Raw genomic sequence first — 18882 nt, 5'->3', positions numbered from 1 at the left:
AACCGTGCACACCGATCGGGAGTCCACACCGTGACCCGTCTCCACGTCATCTCCGCCGCCACGCGCCCCACCTCCTCCGGCCGCCCGCTCGCCGAGTGGGTCGTCGGACAGGCCCGCTCCCGCGGCGGCTTCGAGGTGACGCCCGTCGACCTCGCCGAGATCGCGCTGCCCTTCCTCGACGAGCCCGAGTACGCCTCCAGCGGCGTCTACGCCCACCAGCACACCCGGGACTGGAGCGCGCTGGTCGACGCGGCCGACGCCTTCCTCTTCGTGATGCCGATGTACAACGGCGGCTTCACCGCCCCCTTCAAGAACGCGATCGACTTCCTCTACCGCGAGTGGCAGGGCAAGCCGGTCGGCATCGTCAGCTACAGCGCGGGCCCCACGGGCGGCGCCCCGGCCGCCGAGATGCTGCTGCCGGTGCTCACCCGGGTCGGCCTGCGGCCCGCCGCCCGCTCCCTCGCCGTCCCCGGCATCCCGGGCCTGATCGGGCCCGAGGGGTTCACCGCGCCCGAGGGCTTCGCCGACCGGCTGGCCGGGGTGCTCGACGACGTGGCGGAACTGGCGGCCGAGTCCGCCGCCGAGGCCGTCACCGTGTAAGCCCGGTCTCGCTGCGGTCTTGCGGGGCGTTGGACAATGGACGGTGGCCCGGAAGCATTTCGCACGCGCAGCAGGAGGACAGGCATGGCAGAGCCCGAGCGGACCGAGCGGAGGCTTCGGCCCGCACCCCTGCTCTTCGAGCCCTCCGAGGCCGCCACGGACCCGGAGCACTTCTTCGACCTCGAGTCGATCGAGGACCCGCTCGAGCTGCTGGCGCGTGCGACCGAGCTGACGCTGGCCTTCCGGGCCGCACAGGAGCGGGCGGTGGAGCTCCAGGCCCTGGCGGCGGCGCAGCTGGCGGACCCGCGGCGGTTCGACCGGCTGTCGCCGGCGCTGATCGCGGACCAGGCGGAGTGGACCGAGGACTACGCCCGCAAGATGATCGAGTTCGGGGAATCCCTCCAGCGCGAGGCGGGCCCGGAATCGACCTGAGGACAGGGCGGCTGGCATATGCGGGCGCAACATACCGCAGCGCGGCCCGCCCTGTCCCGGTTTTCGGTAACTCGCAGAAACCGGAACGTTACGGCCGGTAGACCTGGAGGCATGACGACGCTGACGACGGCCCCCGGACGCCCCGCCCTCGACGTACGCACCGCACCCGCCACCCACGTCACACCGCAGGGCGCCGCGTGGCTCGTCTCCGCGTGCGCGGACCCCCGGAGCACCCTCGCGGCCTGGGAGGCCCGGCCCTCCGCGCCCGCCGCGCTGCCCTGCGGGAACGCCTTCGACGTCGTCAACGTCCCGGCCGTGTTCGGGCGCCGGATCCTGGACCTGCTCTGGGCCGAGGGCCCCGGCTCCGGCCCGGTCGCCGTGCACCGGGGCCGGATGCTGATCTTCGCCGCCCCGGGCACCGCCCACCGGCTGCCGGCCCTGCTGGCGTGGCTGGGCGACCCCCCGACGCAGTCGGGGGGAGAGCGGGGAGGTTCCCGTTCCGCGCCCGCGCCGCTGTGCCACGGGCTCGGCGACGCCGTCACCGTGCCGCCGCTCGCCGCCTCCGCGGGCCCGTCCCGCTGGCTGGTGGCGCCCGACGCGCGCACGCCCTGGCTCCCCGGGCCCGAGGCCCTGCTGTGGGCGTTCGTCCGCGCCGCCCGAGCTGCGGATATCGATTTTTAGTTCCGCGGAACCTCCTGGTAATGTCTACGACGTCAGCAAGCGCCGCTAGCTCAGTTGGTTAGAGCAGCTGACTCTTAATCAGCGGGTCCGGGGTTCGAGTCCCTGGCGGCGCACAGACGGAAGAAGGCCCCTGCTCCTCGGAGCGGGGGCCTTCTTCGTCGTTGCGCGCCCTTCAGGTCGTGATCTTCACCGTGTACGCGCCCGACTGGGTCCGGTCGGCCACCTCGATGGTGATCCGCTCGCCAGGCACGGTGAAGGTCTCGCCCACGTCCAGCGGCGCGTCCGCGAGCGGCGGGTACACCGAGCGGTCCCAGCACGCCTCCGTCGCCGGGTGCGCGTCGAGGACCTCGATCGGGCCTCCGCCCGAGGCCGCCTCGTTGCGCACCCGGTAGACCAGGACACCCTCCGTGCAGGTGTCCCCGTCGTTGCCGGCGGAGCCGCGCGCCTCGACGGCGATCGCGCTGCCGGGGCCCGTACGGACCACGGCGAGCCGGGTCCCTCCCGTGCCGCCGCGCAGCGGGGCCTCGGCCAGCGGCTGGAGGGTGTGCAGCGAGGAGCCCGACTGGACGCAGTCCACCTGGCCCGGGTCCAGCCAGCCGAGCTTCCACTTGTGCCAGGCGAAGAGGTCCGGGGCCATCCCGAACTGGCTGCCCATCACGTCCCAGTCCCCGACGTAGGTGTCCCAGTCGCCCTTGCCGTCCGTCGGCCGGTGGTAGAGGTCGGGCAGGTCGAAGACGTGCCCGGTCTCGTGGGCGAGCACGTTGCGGTCCGGCGGGTGCCGTTCGAAGACGGTGACGATCCGGCGCAGGTCCGTGCCGTCGGCGCGGATCGGACGGTCGAAGTTGACGACCTTCGTGGCATCGGAGTCCACCCCGGGCGCATCCGGATCGGCGACGAAGTACACGACGTCGTACTTGCCGAAGTCCACCTGCGCGTCGGCGGTCGCGACCGCGTCCCGCAGGTAGGCCGCCCGGTCCTCCGGGGCCCAGTCGCGCTGTATCCCGTACGCGGTGGACGGCTTGGGCATCCGGACCCACTGCTTCTGCGGATGCGGGACCAGGTGGAACCGGCCGTACGAGGCCCGCTCGAAGAAGTCGCTGGTGGCGGGGAAGTAGTCGCCGGCGATCTCCTCGGGGGTGACGGCGGTCCGGTGGTCGGGGAAGGAGAGGAAGACCATGACCGCGTTGAGGGTGCGCTCGGGCCGCGGGTAGGCGCCGTTCCAGGTGTCGAGGCCCAGCGAATGGTGTGCGGCCGTACGGGTCAGCGCACAGGGGCCGGCCCCGGAATCGGCCACCGCGGGCCCCGCGACGAGCGACATGGCGGCGAGCGCCGTCAGGGAGGTGAGGCCCGCCGCCGTACTTCGGATGCGGGAACGGTCCACTCCCCCGGGTGTCAGCTGACGCGCCACATCGACCTCCGGTGGTGGATTCGTACCTGTCCGTCCACCTTGAGGTGCTTGGCTGGGCAATGCCCTGTTGCTCTGCCCCACACGAGTGAGCAACCCGGCAAGCCGGTGACCCTTGGCCTTCACTCGCCTGCCTACAGAACGTCACGACCGATCACACGAGATCAGCAGGGGACTCCGCATGCTCAGAGCCGCGCAGAAACGATCGCCCCGGCTTCGGGCGTCACTTCGTCATCACGCCGAACTCCCGCCCCCCGCACGGCGACGCCGCTGGATAGGGCCTCCCGGCAGCCTCTATGATCGGCACACTTTCCTGCACGGACACTCACGAGCACTGCGGGAGCCAACGGTGAGCGGAACCTCAGAAGGAACCGGTTCGGCGGCCGACAGCATCCGATCGGCCATTACGGAGCGTCACGCGGCAGTGTCGGCAACGGCAATCCCGCCGCGCGCCGAATCCGAGCGGCGCGACTACCGGGCCGCCTTCAACGCGGCCCACCTCCCCATGGCGGTCGTCGACCGCGACGGGTACGTCGTCGCCGCCAACGAGGCCTTCGCCGGCCTGCTCGGCGCCGAGCCGCACGCACTGGTCCACCGGTGCGCCGCCGACCTGGTGGACCTGGCCGCGGAGGCCCGTACCTGGGCCGCGTACCAGGAGGTGCTCCGCGGGCGGCAGGCCCGGCTGCGCTGCACCCGCCGCCTCAAACACCCCGACGGGCATTCGCTGTGGACCGAGGTCACCCTGGGGCCGGTACCGGGCACCGGTGACGTCCTGCTGTCCGTCGCCGACATCAGCGACCGGCGCGACCTCCAGGCGCGTCTGCGCCACCTCCAGATGCACGACCCCGTCACCCGGCTGCCGAACCGGGCGCTGTTCTTCGAGCGGCTCTCCGCCGCCCTGGAGGCGTCCTCGTACGAACACGGCGGCGGCACCGGCCGGATCGGGCTGTGCTACCTGGACCTGGACGGGTTCAAGGCCGTCAACGACACCCTCGGCCACCGCGTCGGGGACCGGCTGCTGGCCGCCGTCGCCGCCCGGCTGACCCAGTGCGCCGACCAGTCCGGGTACGGGCGCACGAGCGGGCACCTCGTGGCGCGGCTCGGCGGTGACGAGTTCGCCCTGCTGGTCGAGGACTCCACGGGCACCGAACAGCTCGCGGACCTGGCGCGCAGCGTGCTGGCCGCCGTCCAGGAGCCCTTCGACCTGTCGGGCCAGCGGCTGTCGGTCTCCGCGTCGATCGGGGTGGTGGAGCGGGCGACGGCCGGCACCTCGGCGACGGGGCTGATGCAGGCCGCCGACACGACCCTGTACTGGGCCAAGGCGGACGGCAAGGCCCGCTGGACCCTCTTCGACCCGGAGCGCAACGCGCACCGCATGACGCGCCAGGCGCTGTCCTCGACGCTGCGGCCGGCCGTGGAGCGGGGCGAGTTCGAGCTGGAGTACCAGCCGCTGGTGGACCTGGAGAGCGGGGCGGTGCGCGGGGTCGAGGCCCTGGTGCGCTGGAACCACCCGCAGTTCGGCACGCTGACGCCGAATCGGTTCATCGGCATCGCCGAAGAGGACGGGTCCATCGTCCAGTTGGGTCAGTGGGTGCTGCGCACGGCCTGCCGGCAGGCGCGGCGCTGGCAGATCGAACAGCCCAGCGACTCCCCGGTCTTCGTGTCGGTCAACGTGGCCGTGCGGCAGGTGTGGGACTCGGACCTGGTGGGCGACGTCGCGGAGATCCTCGCCGAGACGGGGCTCGCGCCGCAGCTGCTGCAGCTGGAGCTGACCGAGTCGGCCGTCATGGGCTCGGCGGGCCGGCCGCTCCAGGCCCTGCAGGCCCTCAGCGACATGGGCGTGCGCATCGCGATCGACGACTTCGGCACCGGGTACTCGAACCTGGCCTACCTCAGCCGGCTGCCGGTGTCGGTGCTGAAGCTGGACGGGTCCTTCGTACGGGGCTTCCGCTACGAGGAGGGCACGCACCCGAACCCGGCCGACGAGACGATCGTCGAGGCCATGGTCCAGCTCGCGCACCGGCTGGGCCTGACGGTCACGGCGGAGTGCGTGGAGACGGCGGGTCAGGCGGCCCGGCTGCGCCGCGTCGGCTGCGACACGGGGCAGGGCTGGCTCTACTCCCGTGCGGTGGCGCCGGACGTGATCGCCCGCATGATCGGCCGCCAGGCGGCAGCCGCCGCCGCGGCTGCTGCCGCACAGCCCGAAGGGCCCGCCGCGCACCCCCTCGTCTGAGGGGGTGCGGGGCGGGACGGTCAGAGGCTGCGGACGAAGGCGGTGAACGCCTCGGGGGCGACCGTGAAGGCGGGGCCGCCGGGGTTCTTGGAGTCCCGGACCGCCACCAGGCAGGTCTGGGCGGCCACCTCGACGCAGTCGCCGCCGCTGCTTCCGCTGTACGAGGCCTTGCGCCAGGCGGCCGCGCCGAGGGGGGCGCATTCGACGCACTCGCCGCCACTGGAGCCGCTGTAGGACGACTTACGCCACAGCACGCCCGTCAGGTTCTGGATGCTTCCCATAGCGTTCCTCCATTACGCGAGCGATCAGCTCTGCCGACGCCCGGGGGGAGAGGGCCTCGGCTTGCAAGCGAGCGTAACCGACCGAACGCTCCTTGATCACTTGCGGGTTGGCGGTCATGTGACCGGAGTCATAACTCTCGCTGTAGTGAATATCCGGGTCGGCGTCGAACCGCAGAAGGGTGAACGATCCCATCATTCCCGTGTGCTGGCCGGCAGCAAAAGGCAGCACCTGGATCTCCAGCCATTGCCGGTCCTGGAGGGTCAGCAGATGGGCGAGTTGGTTCCGCATGACCTCGCGACCGCCGATCTCCCGATGGAGAACCGCCTCGTCCAGCACCACCCACAGCACTGGCGGATTCTCGCGGGTCAGTATGCGCTGCCGGTCCATGCGGGCCGCCACGGCAGCGTCGAGCGTGCCGGGGTTCTCGACATCCAGCACCGCGCGAGCGTAGGCCTCCGTCTGGAGAAGCCCGTACACCAACTGGCACTGGAACGTGGAGATGTACGTCGCCCGGGCCTCCATCTCCGCGTACGGCTGGAACCACGTCGGCAGTACGCTCCGCAGGACCAGCCCCACCAGCCGGGAGAACGTCCCGTCCGTGCCCAGCGCCGCGTCCACCCGTTCCGAGAAGTCCCGGGTCGGCACCCGCGTCGTGCACTCCACCTGGCCGACCAGCGAGCCCGTGCAGTAGATGATGTCGCCCAACTGCGCCTGTTTCAGCCCTGCGGCCTCTCTCAGGCGGCGGAGTTCGTAGCCGTAGTAGTCCAGCGGTGAGGCGCTGGGATCGAGTTCGCGGGCCTGGACCATGGGATGGTCACCCCCATGAAGACGTGGGTCGGATGGAGCCTGTGGCCGAGCGTAACGACATCGGCACGCAGGGATATCCGGAATCCCACAACCATGTGACACACCTCCGCCCCGCACCCGGGAGGGGGATGCGGGGCGGGGTGCCGCTCGGCGCGGGGTGGGGGGAGATCAGCAGGCGCCGAGGTCCTTCCAGACACCCCATTCGCCCGTGGTGCCCGGGGTCTCGTTCTGCGTCCACCACTGGGCCCGGTACTTGCGGCCGTTGTGGGAGACCTCGTTGCCGGCGGTGTAGACGGTGCCCGCGACGTACGCCGGGGTCGAGCCGCAGCCGGTGGGCGGCTGGGTCGTCGGAGGCGTGGTGGTCGGCGGGGTGGTCGTCGGAGGCGTGGTGACCGGCGGCTGGGTGGCTCCGCCGAGGGCGTCCGAGATCTGGTTCAGCAGCGTGGTGTTGGCGTCCAGGCCGAGCAGGGAGTACATCATGGCGCCGGCCAGGCCGCGCTGCTTGCCGTAGTCGACCCGGGCCTGGATGGACCTCTGGTTCAGGCCGGTGAAGAACTCGCCGTCCTTGTAGAAGTACGAGGCCTTGGCCTGGTCGTCCCAGAAGGTGGTCGCCGGGTTGTCGACGATCCCGCCGAGCTCCTTGTACATCGCGATGCCGGCCTGCTGGCTGGTGGGCCGGGCGGCCGAGGCTCCGGTGGCGGTCTGGGCGAGGCCGCCCGCGGTGCCCGCCGGGACGCCCTTCCAGCCGCGGTAGTAGAACTCGTAGCCGAGGGTCAGCTTGTTGGCGGGGAAGCCGCCCGCGATGCCGTAGGCCGGGTTGCCGTCGATCCAGGAGTCGATGGCGTTGTCGATGCTGTACTTCTGGGTGCCGGGCGCGATCGGGTCGGTCGGGTCGGCCGCCGAGGGCTGGAGCGGGGACTGGTGGTACGTCGGCCCGTCGCCGTCCCAGGCGCCGTGCATGTCGTACGTCATGATGTTCGCGTAGTCGAGGTACGCGCCGATCTTGTCCGTCTCGATGTGCCTGATCTTGTCCTGGCCGGCCGGGAGGGCGGAGGTCAGCAGGTACTTCTTGCCGCCGTTGGCCGCGCCGTGGGCGTCGAGCTGCTGGCGGAACTCCTTGAGCAGGAGCGTGAAGTTCTGCTTGTCCTCGGGGGCGTAGTGGTTGCCCAGGTGGCCGTCGGGGGAACCGGGGTACTCCCAGTCGATGTCGATGCCGTCGAAGATCCCGGCCGCGCTGCCGGGGCCGCCGAAGCCGCCCTCGACCGGCAGGTTGCCCTTGATGTACTGGTCGATGCAGGAGGAGACGAGCTTCTTGCGGGAGGCGTCGGTCTTGGCCGCGTCACTGAAGTACTTCGAGTACGTCCAGCCGCCGAGCGAGATGTTGATCTTCAGGTGGGGGTACTTGGCCTTCAGCTGCTTGAACTGGTTGAAGACGCCGACGATCGGCTGGTCCCACTTGTCGGCGACCCCGCTGACGCTGTCGGCGGCGCTGAACGACTTCTGGTAGTCGGCGTACGAGTCGCCCGCGCCGTCACCGGCGTTGGGGTTGTTGTCGTCGCCCGCCGCCTTGTTCGCTTCGAAACAGGTCAGTTCGGTGGGGTGGATGTTGCCGAACGAGTAGTTGATCACGTCCAGCTTGCCGGCTATCCCCCGTGTGTCGAGGTGCTTGGGGTAGAAGGCGTTCCCGTACACGCTCCACTGGTCGTAGTAGGCGATGCGGACGCCGCCGGCCGAGGCGGTCACCGAGGCGTCGGCGGCCTGGGCGGTGCCGAGTCCCGCGAAGGAGGCGAGGGCGCCGGCTGCCAGCGCGGCCGTGGCGGCGGCCGCGATGAGGGGTTTACGGACGTGCATGAACTGCCTCCGGGGGGTGGGAGGGGAGAGCATCACCTTCAGGTGAGAGAAGTGATAGCGATCACGCCATGCCCCAGTCAATGGTTTGGACCAAAGAAGGACTAGACCACTGAGCTGCCAAATGCCCAAGTCAGAGAGGTGAGCGCACATCAGAAACCGCTCGCCACCCCGGGTGACGAGCGGTTTAAGGGTGCCTTAGGCCATCCCCCGGCAAGGTTTCGGCAACAAACCAGCCGAACCCCGTTTCCCGGCGGTCAGGCCGGGACCGGGCCCTGCGACGGCATCCCGTACGCATCTGCGACGAGCCCGTAGGAGCGCAACCGGGCCGCGCCGCTGTGGGCGTTGGCGGTCAGCATCAGCTCGTCCGCGCCCGTCCGCGCGGCCAGCGCGTCGAGTCCCGCCCGCACCTGGCCGGGGGTGCCGTGGACGATGTTCGCGACCCAGCCGTCCACGAACTCCCGCTCCAGCGGGGAGTACGCGTACGCCGCCGCCTCCTCGGGCGTCGGGACCAGGCCGGGCCGCCCGCTGCGCAGCCGCAGCATGGACAGCGCTCCCGTGAGCACCTGGGCGCGGGCCTCCGCTTCGGTGTCCGCGGCCAGCGCCGAGACGCCGATGAGGGCGTACGGGGCGTCCAGGACGGCCGAGGGGCGGAAGCTCTGCCGGTAGAGGTCGAGCGCGGGCAGGGTGCCGGCCGCCGAGAAGTGGTGGGCGTAGGCGAAGGGCAGGCCGAGCTCGCCGGCGAGGCGGGCGCTGTAGCCGGAGGAGCCGAGCAGCCACAGCGGCGGCCGCCCGGCGGGCCCCTGCACCGGGCCCGGCACGGCGTGCACGCGGGCGTACGGGTGCCCGTCGGGGAAGTCGTCGTCGAGGAAGCGGCTGAGCTCCGCGAGCTGCCGGGGGAACTCCTCGGCGGCCTCGTCGAGGCGGCCGGGCCCGCGCAGCGCGAGGGCGGTGCGCCCGTCGGTGCCCGGGGCCCGGCCGAGGCCGAGGTCGATCCGGCCCGGGGCGAGCGCCTCCAGGGTGCCGAACTGCTCGGCGACGGCGAGCGGGGCGTGGTTGGGCAGCATGACTCCGCCCGAACCGAGCCGGATGCGGGAGGTGTGCGCGGCGAGGTGCGCCAGGATCACGGCCGGGGAGGAGCTGGCGACGCCCGGCATGGAGTGGTGCTCGGCGACCCAGTGGCGGTGGTAGCCGCGGGACTCGGCGAGCCGGGCGATCTCCACGCTGGTGCGCAGGGAGGCGTGGGCGGTGCTGCCGGCGCCCACGGTCACGAGGTCCAGGACCGAGAGCGGTACCGGTGCGCCGCCCCTCGCGGTGCCGTGGATCCCGTCGCCGCTGTCCGGCCGGCCCGCGTCCCCGGTGTCACTCATCGTCGCTCCCGTCTCGATTCCTCGTCCGTACGAAGAACTCGAACCGTCGGCGACGCCCGGGCATTCCCGGCACGGCAGGACAGTGCGCATGACCATGGCATATGCCAATGGAGTAGATCCTGGCGAGGCGACATGATTGAGCCATCAATCTCCTCAACAGGCGCTCCACATGGGCCTCTTGATGGCTATCGTGGTAGGGCAAGCGGTAACAACCTGCTAGGGGGAAACCGTAGCGCTGAAGCCCGAGCCGACCGCGCCGTTCCACTCGGTGCAGTACGCACTACGCGTACTCGAAACGATCGCACGGCACACCGGCGGTGTGACCGATGTGCAGATCGCGCGTGAGACCGGCCTGCCCGCCGTCCATCTCGCCCCGATGCTGCTCATGCTGCGCCGGGAGGGATATGTCCTGCAGGTGTCCGACGGCGCCTACGCCATAGGGGATTCCCTCGTCCTGCTCGGCTCCGGCGTCGACCGGCAGCAAGCCCTGACCGACAAGCTCCAGGAGACCCTGGACCGGCTGCGGGACTCCGTGGGGGCGGCGGTCTACATCAGCCGGTACGTGGACGGCGAGGTCAGGATCACACAGTTCGCGGACAGCCCGCGCACGCCGAAGGTCCACGAGTGGGTCGACTTCCGCTCCGCGGCGCACGCCAGCGCGGTCGGCAAGTGCCTGCTGACCCAGCTGGACCTGAACGGGCGGCGCGACCACCTGTCCCGCCACAAGATCGCGCGGCTCACGTCGAAGACGATCGTGAACGAGCGGATCCTGTTCTCCAAGCTGGACGCCCAGCCGGCCACCGTGCCCGTGCTGGACCTCCAGGAGTACGCCGTCGGCACCGTCTGCGCGGCCGTCCCGATCACGGCCGGGGCCTCGGTGGGCTGCCTGGCCCTGTCGATGCCGGTCGAGCACGCGCACCGGCTGCGGGCCGCGGCGGACACCCTGAACCGGAAGGCCGCGCCGCTGCTGCTGTCGCTCACGCTCTAGCCGTCGGGGCCACGGGCGGCCGCCGGGATCCACGGGCGAGCCCGGAAAACACTTCGGGCGGTTCCCGGTGAACCGGAAACCGCCCGAAGGACAGGTGCGCCGCCAGGGACTCGAACCCCGGACCCGCTGATTAAGAGTCAGCTGCTCTAACCAACTGAGCTAGCGGCGCCTGCTGACAGAGAAAATACTACCTGGTCCTCCGGGGTGCTCAAAACCATTACCGGCGGAGGTACGCGAGGACGGCCAGCACCCGGCGGTGGGTCTCCTCCGCGGGCGGCAGGCCCAGCTTTCCCAGGATGTTCCCGATGTGTTTGCCGACGGCGGCCTCGGACACCACCAGCTCCCGGGCGATCGCCCCGTTGGACTTCCCCTCCGCCACCAGGCCCAGCACCTCCCGCTCGCGCGGGGTCAGCGCGGACAGCGGGTCGCGCCGCCGGCGCAGCAGCTGGCGCACGACCTCCGGATCCACCACGGTGCCGCCGCCGGCCACCGTGACCACCGCGTCGAGGAACTGCTCCACCTGCCCGACCCGGTCCTTCAGCAGGTACCCGACGCCGCTGCCGTCCCCCGAGTCCAGCAGGTCGGCGGCGTACGAGCGCTGCACGTACTGGCTGAGCACCAGCACCGGCAGGTCCGGGCGGGCGGTCCGGAGCTCGACGGCGGCGCGCAGTCCCTCGTCGGTGAAGCCGGGGGGCATCCGTACGTCGGTGACGACGATGTCCGGTGCGTGCGCGGCGACGGCGCCGCGCAGCCCGTCCGCGTCGCCGACGGCGGCTTCCACCCGGTGTCCGAAACGGGTCAGGAGACCGACGAGGCCTTCGCGGAGCAGGACGCCGTCCTCGGCGAGGACGACTCTCAGGGATGCACCGGGCACGGGATCTCCAGGCTCAGGACGGTCGGCCCGCCGGGCGGGCTGGTGATCGTCAGTGTGCCATCGAGGACGGCGATGCGGTCGGCGAGTCCGGTCAGTCCCGAACCGGCCGCCGGATCGGCGCCGCCGCGTCCGTCGTCCCGTACGTCGATCAGCAGTGCGGCGCCGGTGTGCCGGGCGGTGACGGCGGCGCGGGCGGCGCCGCTGTGCTTCCCGGCGTTGGCGAGGGCTTCGCAGACGCCGAAGTAGGCGGCGGCCTCGACGGACTCGGGCAGGCGCGGCAGGCCGGGGTCGATGGCGGCGTCCACGGGCAGGGCGGACCGCTCGGCGACGTCGGCGAGGGCGCCGGGCAGTCCGTAGTCGGTGAGCACCTGGGGGTGGATGCCGTGGATCAGCTCGCGCAGTTCGGTCAGGGCCTTGCCGGCCTGGTCGTGGGCGGTGGCCAGCTGGTCGGCGAGCGGGCCGGGCGGCGCGTCCAGGCGGGCGAGGCCGAGGGTCATCGTGAGGGCGACGAGCCGCTGCTGGGCGCCGTCGTGCAGGTCGCGCTCGATGCGGCGGCGCTCGGCCTCGAACGCGGCGACGAGGCGGGCCCGGGACCGGGTGACCTCGGCGAGGCGCCCGCGGAGCTCGTGGTCGCGGGGGGCGAGGAGCGCGCGGGTGAGGGCGGCGCGGGCGCCGGCGAGGGCGCCGAGGGGAAAGAGGAGCACGGGGAGGAGGAGTGCCCCGGCGGCGGCGAACAGGAAGGCGGCGGGGTAGCCGGTGATCAGCCAGGTCTTGAGCACCTTGACCTCACCGTCACCGGCGAGGGCGAGCTGGAGGGGGGTGGTCAGGAGGAGGAGGGGGACGCCGAGGAGGAGCGCGAGGGCGGCGAGGTCCGCCCACCAGAGCAGGAAGCCGTGCAGGACGGCGTAGCCGAGCTCGCGCCAGGTGGCCTGTTCGCGGCAGCGCAGCCGGGCCCAGGCGGCGAGGCCGGGTTCGGCGGGTGTGCGGTGGGGGGTGGGGGCGGGGTCGGGGTCGATGAGCCGCAGGCGGCGGCGCTCGAGCGCGCCGAGGGGGATGCCGGCGAGGGCGAGCAGCGGCAGGCCCACGAGGAGGAGGCCGGCGCCGGTGAGCAGGACGAGGGCGAGGAGGGCGGGGATGCCGGTGAGCACCCCTCCGGCCAGGTAGCCGGCGGCGCGCCAGGGCCATGTGGTGCGGAGGTAGTGGCCGCGGCTGAGGGCCTGCCAGGTGTCGTCCATGGGCCCACGGTAGGCGGGCGGGCCCGCCGGTCCCATGGGCCCAGGGGGTGTCCGGGGGTATGCCCGGCCCTACCCCCGGGCCTCGAGCGCGGGTGCGGCTCAAAGACCTGGGGCTCCGCCCCAGACCCTCCCCCAGACTCCGTCCGGGGGGGGACCCCCACGCCTCAAACGCCGGCGGGGCTGGATTTTGCCCGACCTCGGCCAAGAAGCGCGGCAGCACAACCCGTTGCCCTGCGCGCGGCATCAGCCCAAACTCAGCCCCGCCGGCGTTTGAGGCGCGGGGGTTCGGGGGCTGGCCCCCGACAACGGCGCCGCACCGGACAGGCGGCAATGGCTAGCGGTCGAGGAGGTCGAGGCGGCCCTGGGCCTCGTACCTGGCCAGCAGGGCGTCGAGGCCGGCCCGCGACAGACGGCGGTAGCCCCCGGCGGGGAGCCGGTGCCAGACCGGGTCGGAGCAGAGGAAGGCGGACCGGCGCAGGGCTGCGCGGTGGATCTTGTTCGTCGCCGTGACCGGCATGGCCGGCACGATCCTGACGTACCGCGGGGCCATCTTCGTGCCCAGGTCCGGCTGCGCGGCCAGGAACGCCGAGAAGGCGGACGGGTCGAAGGCCGCGCCCTCCCGGAGGGCGACCGCCGCCATCACCTGGTCCCCCGCGACCTCGTCCGGGACGGCGTACACGGCGACCGCCGCCGCGTCGGCCCACCGCGCCAGGATGTTCTCGATCACCGCCGCGGCCAGGTTCTCGCTGTCGACCCGCAGCCGGTCGTCCGTACGGCCCGCGAAGTACAGGAAGCCCGCCGCGTCGCGGAAGAAGAGGTCGCCCGTCCAGTACCAGCCCTCCCGCGTACGGGCGGCCTCCGCGTCCGGGTTGCGCCAGTACCCCTCGAACAGGCTCCGGCCCCGGTTGACGAGTTCGCCGATGGCGGCCGAGCCGTTCCGCAGGCGGCCCTCCGCGTCCAGCACCGCGGCCGGGCATTCGGCGCCGGTCTCCGGGTCGAGCACCGCCAGGTCGTCCCCCTCCGCCGCCCGGCCGAGCGCTCCCGGCGGGGTGTCCGGCGTGTGCTGGACGGAGGCGCCGCCCTCGGTGGCCCCGTAACCCTCCACCAGCGGGACGCCGAACCGTTCGGCGAAGCGCGCCGCGTCCACCGCGCCGGCCTCGGTGCCGAAGCCGAGCCGCAGGGTGTGCTCGCGGTCGTCGGGGCGCGGTTCGGTGGCCAGCAGGTACTGGACGGCCCGCCCGACGTAGGTGAAGTACGTCGCCCCGTACGCGCGTACGTCGTCCAGGAACCCCGAGGCGGAGAAGCGCCGGCGCAGCGCCACCGACGCCCCGCCCGCGAGCGCCGGCAGCCAGTCGGCGATGACCGCGTTGCCGTGGAACAGCGGCATGCAGACGTAGTGGACGTCCTGCGGGGTGACCGAGAACCGGCGGGCCAGCGCCGATCCGGCCGCCGCGAGCCGGCCCTGGGTGCAGATGGCGGCCTTGGGGGCGCCGGTGGAGCCGGAGGTGAAGTAGAGGAGCAGCCGGGATCCCGGGCCGGGGGTGCCGAGCGTCGCCTCGCCGGGCTTGGCGGCGGCGTAGGGGGCGAGCAGGGCCTCGTACTCCTCGGTGCCCGTGACCAGGAGGCGGACGCCGGGCAGGTCGAGGCCGCGCAGCAGGGGCAGGTGGGCGGGTTCGGTGACCAGGATCCGGCAGTCGGTGTGCAGGATGTCGCGGGCCAGTTCGGCGCCGCGCCGGGTGGGGTTGATCCCGGCGACGGCGGCCCCCGCGAGGGCCGCCGCACTGAGCCAGAACGGGAACTCGGGGGTGTTGTCCAGCAGTACCCCCACGTGCGGCTCGGCCCCCGGCGGCAGGAGGTCGACGAGGAGCGCGGCGCGGGCGGCGGCCTCCTGGGCGGTCCGGTGGTGGCTGAGGACGGCGGCGGTTTCGTTGTCCTCGTACTTCAGCCCCGGCCGGTGATCGCCCCATTGGCGCGCCACGAGCTCCGCGACGGTCTCGGGTGCAGTCGTCGTCCGCATGCCGCCGGAGGTTAGCTGACGTTACGTCAGAATTGAACGTCGGAGCAGGCGTAGAAGGCGTTGGCCGTGTCGTGGACGGTCCAGACGGCCAGGATCAGGTGCCGGCCGGTCCGGCCGCTCGGCATGGAGCCCTGGTGGACGGTGGTCATGGCGGGCCGGGCGCCGTTGTAGGCGACGGTGAGGAAGGGCTGGGGTTCGAGGTCGGCGCGGGTGAGGGCCTTGGTGCCGTTCCAGCCGTTCTTGGTGACGTAGTACTTGAAGTCGGTGGTGGCGTGGTTGGCGGTGAACTGCCAGCGGAAGCCGTAGCCCTGTCCGCTGGTCACCCTGGTGGTGGGCCAGGCTCCGCCGCGCGGGTTGTCGAGCTCCGCGAACTGCGGGAGGCCGGCGGAACATATCTTCCCGTCGGCGGGTCCGGCGGCCGGGAAGCCCTTGAGGCCCTCGACGCTCTGCGGCTCCCACTGGATGGCACCGCAGTCGGAGACGGTCTTGTTGGCGCAGAGCTTCTGGCGGCTGATGGGGGTGTCGGTGTAGCCGTGACTGCTGGCGCTGGGGGCGCCGAGGAGGGTGATTCCGGCGACGAGGCCGAGGCCGAGCGCGGCGGCGCCCGCCCGTCCGGGCATGCGGAGGTGACGCATGATGCTCCTTGAACGTGGGGGGAGTTCGGCGAGAGCGTGCGCACGCGTGGGGATGATCTCCGGATTTTAGGTCTAGACCAAGTCCCAGACTATGGACGGCAGTTGGCCATGTCCATACCAAAGGACGAACGGGTGGTCCGGTCGGATCCGGCCACCCGTTCGTCCTGCGCTCGTTCTCCCGTACCGCAGGGCGCGCTACTCGCAGCGCCCCGTGTAGAACGCGACGGTGAGGTCCTTCACGAGCGCCTTGCGCTCGTAGTCGTCGAGCTCGACGAGCCCGCGCGAGGTGAGCCGGTGGACGGTGTCGTCGACGGCGTCCACGACCGAGGTCAGCACCGTGTCCCGGTGCTTGGCGTCGATCGCCGCGACCCTGCGGCGGCGCATGGCCTCGGCGACCTCGGGCGCGTACTCGATCCGGGTCGGCTGGGCCGAGAAGACCTCGATCCCGACGGCCTCGGTCTCCGCCGCCAGCATCCGCGTCAGCGCGTCGCCGACGGCCTCGGCGTCCCGCAGGGTCGGGGCGTCCTCGTGGAAGGCGTCGGCGGGGAGCTGGGAGAGCACGCGGGCCATCGCGGATTCCACCTGCTCGGCCAGGTACTCCACGTGGTCCGCGACGGCCAGGGCGGCCCTGGCGGTGTCCTTGACCTGCCAGACGACCTGCACGACGACCTGGAGGGCGAGGCCGCCGGAGTCCACGGCGGGCATGGGCTCGCTGCGCCAGTGCCGCAGGCGTACGTCGACCCGGCGGCGCAGCAGCAGGGGGCTGATCCAGGTGAGTCCGGTACGCCGGACCGTGCCCCGGTAGCGGCCGAACAGGGTGAGCACCCAGGCATGGCCGGTGCGGGAGCGGCCGAGGCCGCCGAGGGCGAGGAGGGCGACGATGCCGAGGAAGGCGAGCGGGGGCCAGTGGGTGGCGCGCAGTCCCTGATAGGCGCGCGGGGCGGCGCCGAAGGCGGCCAGGAGTGCGGAAGGGACCGCGCCGGCCCGCCAGAGCACGGCCGTGCAGCCGGTGAGCGCGAGCCCGCCGACGGCCACGCCGATCCAGCCGGGGAGCACCGGGCCGCGGTGCTCCCGGAGCCGGTCGTCACCCCGCGGGACCCGGCGGCCGGGGGCGGGGCGGGGGGCGGCCGGCGGCCGGGGGGCCGGAGCCTTCGCCTTGGCGGCTGCGGGTGCGGGCACGGCCTTCCGCGCATCGCGGAACGGCAGGTGCACCGGCACCTCGGTGACGGCGGTGCCGCGCAGCGGCGGGCGGTCCGGGGCGGGGGCGTCCTCGGTGGCGTCTTCCTCCACCAGGGCGCGCGCCACGGCCCGGGCGACGATCCCCACCACCCCGGGGCCGGGCACACCGGACCGCACGGCCTCGGGCTCGGGGTCCGGGTCCGGGTCAGCCGCGGGCTCCGGTTCCGGTTCCGGGTACGCGATCGGGGGCCTGGGTTCGGCTGCGGCCACCGGCTGCGGCCGGGGGTCCGGCTGCGGCGCGGCTTCGGCCTTCGGCTGCATGCGCGCCAGCCGGGGATCCGGGCCGCGCAGCACAGGGGCCACGCGCGCCGGTTCCTGTTCCGGTTCCGGTTCCGGTGCCGGTGCCGGTGCCCGTGGTGGTGCGGCGGCTTCCGCGTCGTTGATCCGCAGGCGCAGGGTGGCCGTACCGGCGCGGGCCGCCTCGTCCTGGGGGTGCGGGATGTCCAGGCCCGTGTGCACCGGTTCGGGCTCGGCCTGGGCCCGGGCGGCCGGCACCGGCACCTCGGGGCCGGCCGCCAGGAGGACCGCCGGGGCGGTGGCCCATCCGGTCGAGGTCTCGCCCGAGACCGGAACCGCCTCCCGGGGTGCGGCGGCCCCCCGCACCGGCGAGGCCGCCGGAACGGCGGGGACGGGGGCGGGTACGGAAGCAGGGGCGGCAGGCGCGGCAGGGGCGGCAGGGGCGGCAGCGGGCGCCGGAGCGGGGCCGGCCACCGCCGGTACCCGGAAGGTGCCCGTGGCCGAGGTGGTGTGCGTGGGGTACATCGTGTCCTCCGTCATGCGAACAGCCGGCGCCAGGTTTCCGGGCCCGGGTAGCCGTTGGCCGAGGCACCGCGCCAGCCCTGCGCGCGCTGGAAGGCCTCGACGTTGCGGCGGTCCGCCTCGCTCCAGCGCGGTCCCGGACCGGACGTGTAGTGCTTGCCGAAGCCCTTCTTGATCAGTTGGCGGCCGAGGGCGGTGATCGCCGGGTGCGACCGGCCCGGGCGGAACACCGCGGCCCCTGGGTAGGCCCGTACCCCGGGCGGCCCCGGAGCGGCCCCCACCGTCGGCGGGATGTCCGCGCCCTGCCGCTCGACCAGCAGGCGCCAGGTGTGCGCGCCGGGAACGCCGTCCGCCTCGGCGCCGGTCCAGCCCTGGGCGGCCTGGAAGGCCTGGGTGGCCAGCCGGTCGTGCTCGCTCCACGTCCGGTCGGCCACCCCCTTCGGGTAGAACCGGTACGCGCCGCGCTCGATCAGCATCCGGCCCAGCTGGGCCACGTGGTCGTTGGTCTGGCCCGGACCGAACTTCGCGGCGCCCGGGAACGCCGTCGAGTCCCCCGGCTTCGGGCCCGGCACCGGCTCCTCGGGCGCGATCCCGCCCGTGACCCCGTTGAACCGGTAGGGGACGTACTTCGACCCGTTGGCCCAGTACCCGTAGGGCGTGGCCAGCTTGCGGGTCGTGGGCCGCGTCTGCTCGTAGGCGATGTAGTGCGTCTGCGTCTCGTCGGCCCAGCCGCCGAAGATGACCACGTGCGAGCCATTGTTGGGGTCCGCCGGGTTGTGGAAGAGGAGCATGTCCCCCGGCAGCAGCTCCGCCTTCGTGATCTTGGTGGCGAACTTGTCGAGGCTTCCGGTCCACTCGTTCGTACCAAGGTTCCAGACCATCGAGACGTAGCCCGAGCAGTCCTGCCGGTATCCGTCCGTCCAGTACTGGGACATGCTGTACGGGACCTTCGCGTCCAGCCACAGCTTCGCCCGGTTGATGATCGTCGTCCGGTCGATCCGCTTCACCTTGGCGGGCGCCCCCGGCTTGCCGGCCGGGCTGCCCTTCGGCCCGTGCAGCGGGGTCCGGCCGCCCTGCGGCGAACCGGGATCGTCCAGGGTCACGGGCCCGGCCGCCGGGGCGGTGACCGCCACCGCGGCCGCGCCGCCACCGCCCAGGACCACCCCGGCGGCGGTGGCCAGGACCAGCGCCCGGCGGGCCCCGCGGGCGGCGGGGTGACCCCCGTCACGCAGCGGTATGGCCCGGGCGCGGGCGAGGGCGCGACGGCGCTGCGCGCACCCCCGGCACGCACAGTCGCCCGCGGGCTCGTACTCCTCGAAGGCGGGCATCGGCATCGGCGTCTGCACATGCGTCGGCGGCTGCATCGTCATGCGGTTCCGTCCACTCCCCTGTTCGTCCACTGGTCAGCCGGAGCCGCATCTGGCGGGTCATCAGATGCGGCACGGCCACACACATCGTGCACGACAAACCCCTTAAA

The 18882-nt window shown here is 72.8% G+C and carries 15 protein-coding genes, 2 tRNA genes and 1 pseudogene; 6 read left to right on the top strand and 12 right to left on the bottom strand.

Features of this window, described 5'->3' with window-relative positions:
* The first annotated feature begins 30 nt into the window (after positions 1–30).
* The 4 genes and pseudogenes from ACZ6I1_RS12315 (at position 31) to ACZ6I1_RS12300 (ending at position 1826) form a co-directional block, all read left to right on the top strand.
* Positions 31–600 carry an NADPH-dependent FMN reductase gene (locus ACZ6I1_RS12315; protein WP_469286136.1) on the top strand — a complete coding sequence of 190 codons (570 nt, stop codon included), beginning with the start codon at positions 31–33 and terminating at the stop codon, positions 598–600.
* An 84-nt stretch (positions 601–684) separates the two neighbouring features.
* Entirely contained in the window at positions 685–1032 is a 348-nt protein-coding gene (locus ACZ6I1_RS12310) for a hypothetical protein (protein ID WP_469286134.1), read from the top strand.
* A gap of 111 nt (positions 1033–1143) precedes the next feature.
* Positions 1144–1762, top strand: a pseudogene (locus ACZ6I1_RS12305) (bifunctional DNA primase/polymerase).
* Positions 1753–1826, top strand: a tRNA-Lys gene (locus ACZ6I1_RS12300). The pseudogene ACZ6I1_RS12305 and the gene ACZ6I1_RS12300 overlap by 10 nt, the downstream one beginning before the upstream one ends.
* Before the next feature lie 59 nt (positions 1827–1885).
* Here the strand turns inward: ACZ6I1_RS12300 and ACZ6I1_RS12295 are convergent.
* Positions 1886–3121 (bottom strand): M6 family metalloprotease domain-containing protein, encoded by a 1236-nt coding sequence (locus tag ACZ6I1_RS12295; RefSeq protein ID WP_469286132.1) that lies wholly within the window; start codon positions 3119–3121, stop codon positions 1886–1888.
* A gap of 346 nt (positions 3122–3467) precedes the next feature.
* Here ACZ6I1_RS12295 and ACZ6I1_RS12290 point away from each other — a divergent pair, with 346 nt between their 5' ends.
* Positions 3468–5351, top strand: coding sequence for a putative bifunctional diguanylate cyclase/phosphodiesterase (locus ACZ6I1_RS12290; protein ID WP_469286130.1), 1884 nt, complete (start codon positions 3468–3470; stop codon positions 5349–5351).
* 20 nt (positions 5352–5371) lie between these two features.
* Here ACZ6I1_RS12290 and ACZ6I1_RS12285 read toward each other — a convergent pair whose 3' ends face one another.
* From ACZ6I1_RS12285 to ACZ6I1_RS12270, 4 genes are all read right to left on the bottom strand, one after another.
* Entirely contained in the window at positions 5372–5632 is a 261-nt protein-coding gene (locus ACZ6I1_RS12285) for a DUF397 domain-containing protein (RefSeq protein WP_469286128.1), read from the bottom strand.
* Positions 5592–6440 carry a helix-turn-helix domain-containing protein gene (locus tag ACZ6I1_RS12280; protein WP_469286127.1) on the bottom strand — a complete coding sequence of 283 codons (849 nt, stop codon included), beginning with the start codon at positions 6438–6440 and terminating at the stop codon, positions 5592–5594. The genes ACZ6I1_RS12285 and ACZ6I1_RS12280 overlap by 41 nt, the downstream gene beginning before the upstream one ends.
* A 168-nt stretch (positions 6441–6608) precedes the next feature.
* The gene (locus tag ACZ6I1_RS12275; protein ID WP_469286125.1) at positions 6609–8291 is read right to left on the bottom strand and encodes a glycosyl hydrolase family 18 protein; all 1683 of its coding nucleotides are present in this window, start codon (positions 8289–8291) and stop codon (positions 6609–6611) included.
* Positions 8292–8545: 254 nt separating this feature from the next.
* Positions 8546–9658, bottom strand: a complete 1113-nt coding sequence (locus tag ACZ6I1_RS12270; protein ID WP_469286123.1) for an LLM class flavin-dependent oxidoreductase — start codon at positions 9656–9658, stop codon at positions 8546–8548.
* Positions 9659–9893: 235 nt separating this feature from the next.
* On the opposite strand from ACZ6I1_RS12270, the gene ACZ6I1_RS12265 reads away from it, so the two are divergent.
* Positions 9894–10646 (top strand): IclR family transcriptional regulator, encoded by a 753-nt coding sequence (locus ACZ6I1_RS12265; protein WP_469286290.1) that lies wholly within the window; start codon positions 9894–9896, stop codon positions 10644–10646.
* Between the two features lie 95 nt (positions 10647–10741).
* On the opposite strand, the gene ACZ6I1_RS12260 is transcribed toward ACZ6I1_RS12265, so the two are convergent.
* The 7 genes from ACZ6I1_RS12260 to ACZ6I1_RS12230 form a co-directional block, all read right to left on the bottom strand.
* Positions 10742–10815: transfer RNA gene (locus ACZ6I1_RS12260), tRNA-Lys, on the bottom strand.
* A gap of 48 nt (positions 10816–10863) precedes the next feature.
* Complete coding sequence (locus ACZ6I1_RS12255) at positions 10864–11520, bottom strand: LuxR C-terminal-related transcriptional regulator (protein WP_469286121.1); 657 nt, start codon at positions 11518–11520, stop codon at positions 10864–10866.
* Positions 11502–12755: a sensor histidine kinase gene (locus ACZ6I1_RS12250; RefSeq protein ID WP_469286119.1), complete on the bottom strand. Its 1254-nt coding sequence runs from the start codon at positions 12753–12755 to the stop codon at positions 11502–11504. Before ACZ6I1_RS12250 ends, ACZ6I1_RS12255 begins: the two co-directional genes overlap by 19 nt.
* Positions 12756–13089: 334 nt before the next feature.
* Positions 13090–14772 carry an AMP-binding protein gene (locus tag ACZ6I1_RS12245; protein ID WP_469286117.1) on the bottom strand — a complete coding sequence of 561 codons (1683 nt, stop codon included), beginning with the start codon at positions 14770–14772 and terminating at the stop codon, positions 13090–13092.
* A 26-nt stretch (positions 14773–14798) separates the two neighbouring features.
* Positions 14799–15392: a lytic polysaccharide monooxygenase auxiliary activity family 9 protein gene (locus ACZ6I1_RS12240; RefSeq protein WP_469286288.1), complete on the bottom strand. Its 594-nt coding sequence runs from the start codon at positions 15390–15392 to the stop codon at positions 14799–14801.
* Between the two features lie 210 nt (positions 15393–15602).
* On the bottom strand, positions 15603–17423 hold the full coding sequence (locus ACZ6I1_RS12235) for an SPFH domain-containing protein (protein WP_469286116.1): 1821 nt from the start codon (positions 17421–17423) through the stop codon (positions 15603–15605).
* Positions 17420–18739, bottom strand: coding sequence for a peptidoglycan-binding protein (locus tag ACZ6I1_RS12230; protein ID WP_469286286.1), 1320 nt, complete (start codon positions 18737–18739; stop codon positions 17420–17422). The genes ACZ6I1_RS12235 and ACZ6I1_RS12230 overlap by 4 nt, the downstream gene beginning before the upstream one ends.
* Positions 18740–18882: the final 143 nt, after the last annotated feature.

This window comes from Streptomyces sp. NPDC046303 (genome assembly GCF_055588085.1).
Note: the sequence above shows the minus strand (reverse complement) of the source record. Positions and strands in the feature narration are given on the sequence as shown.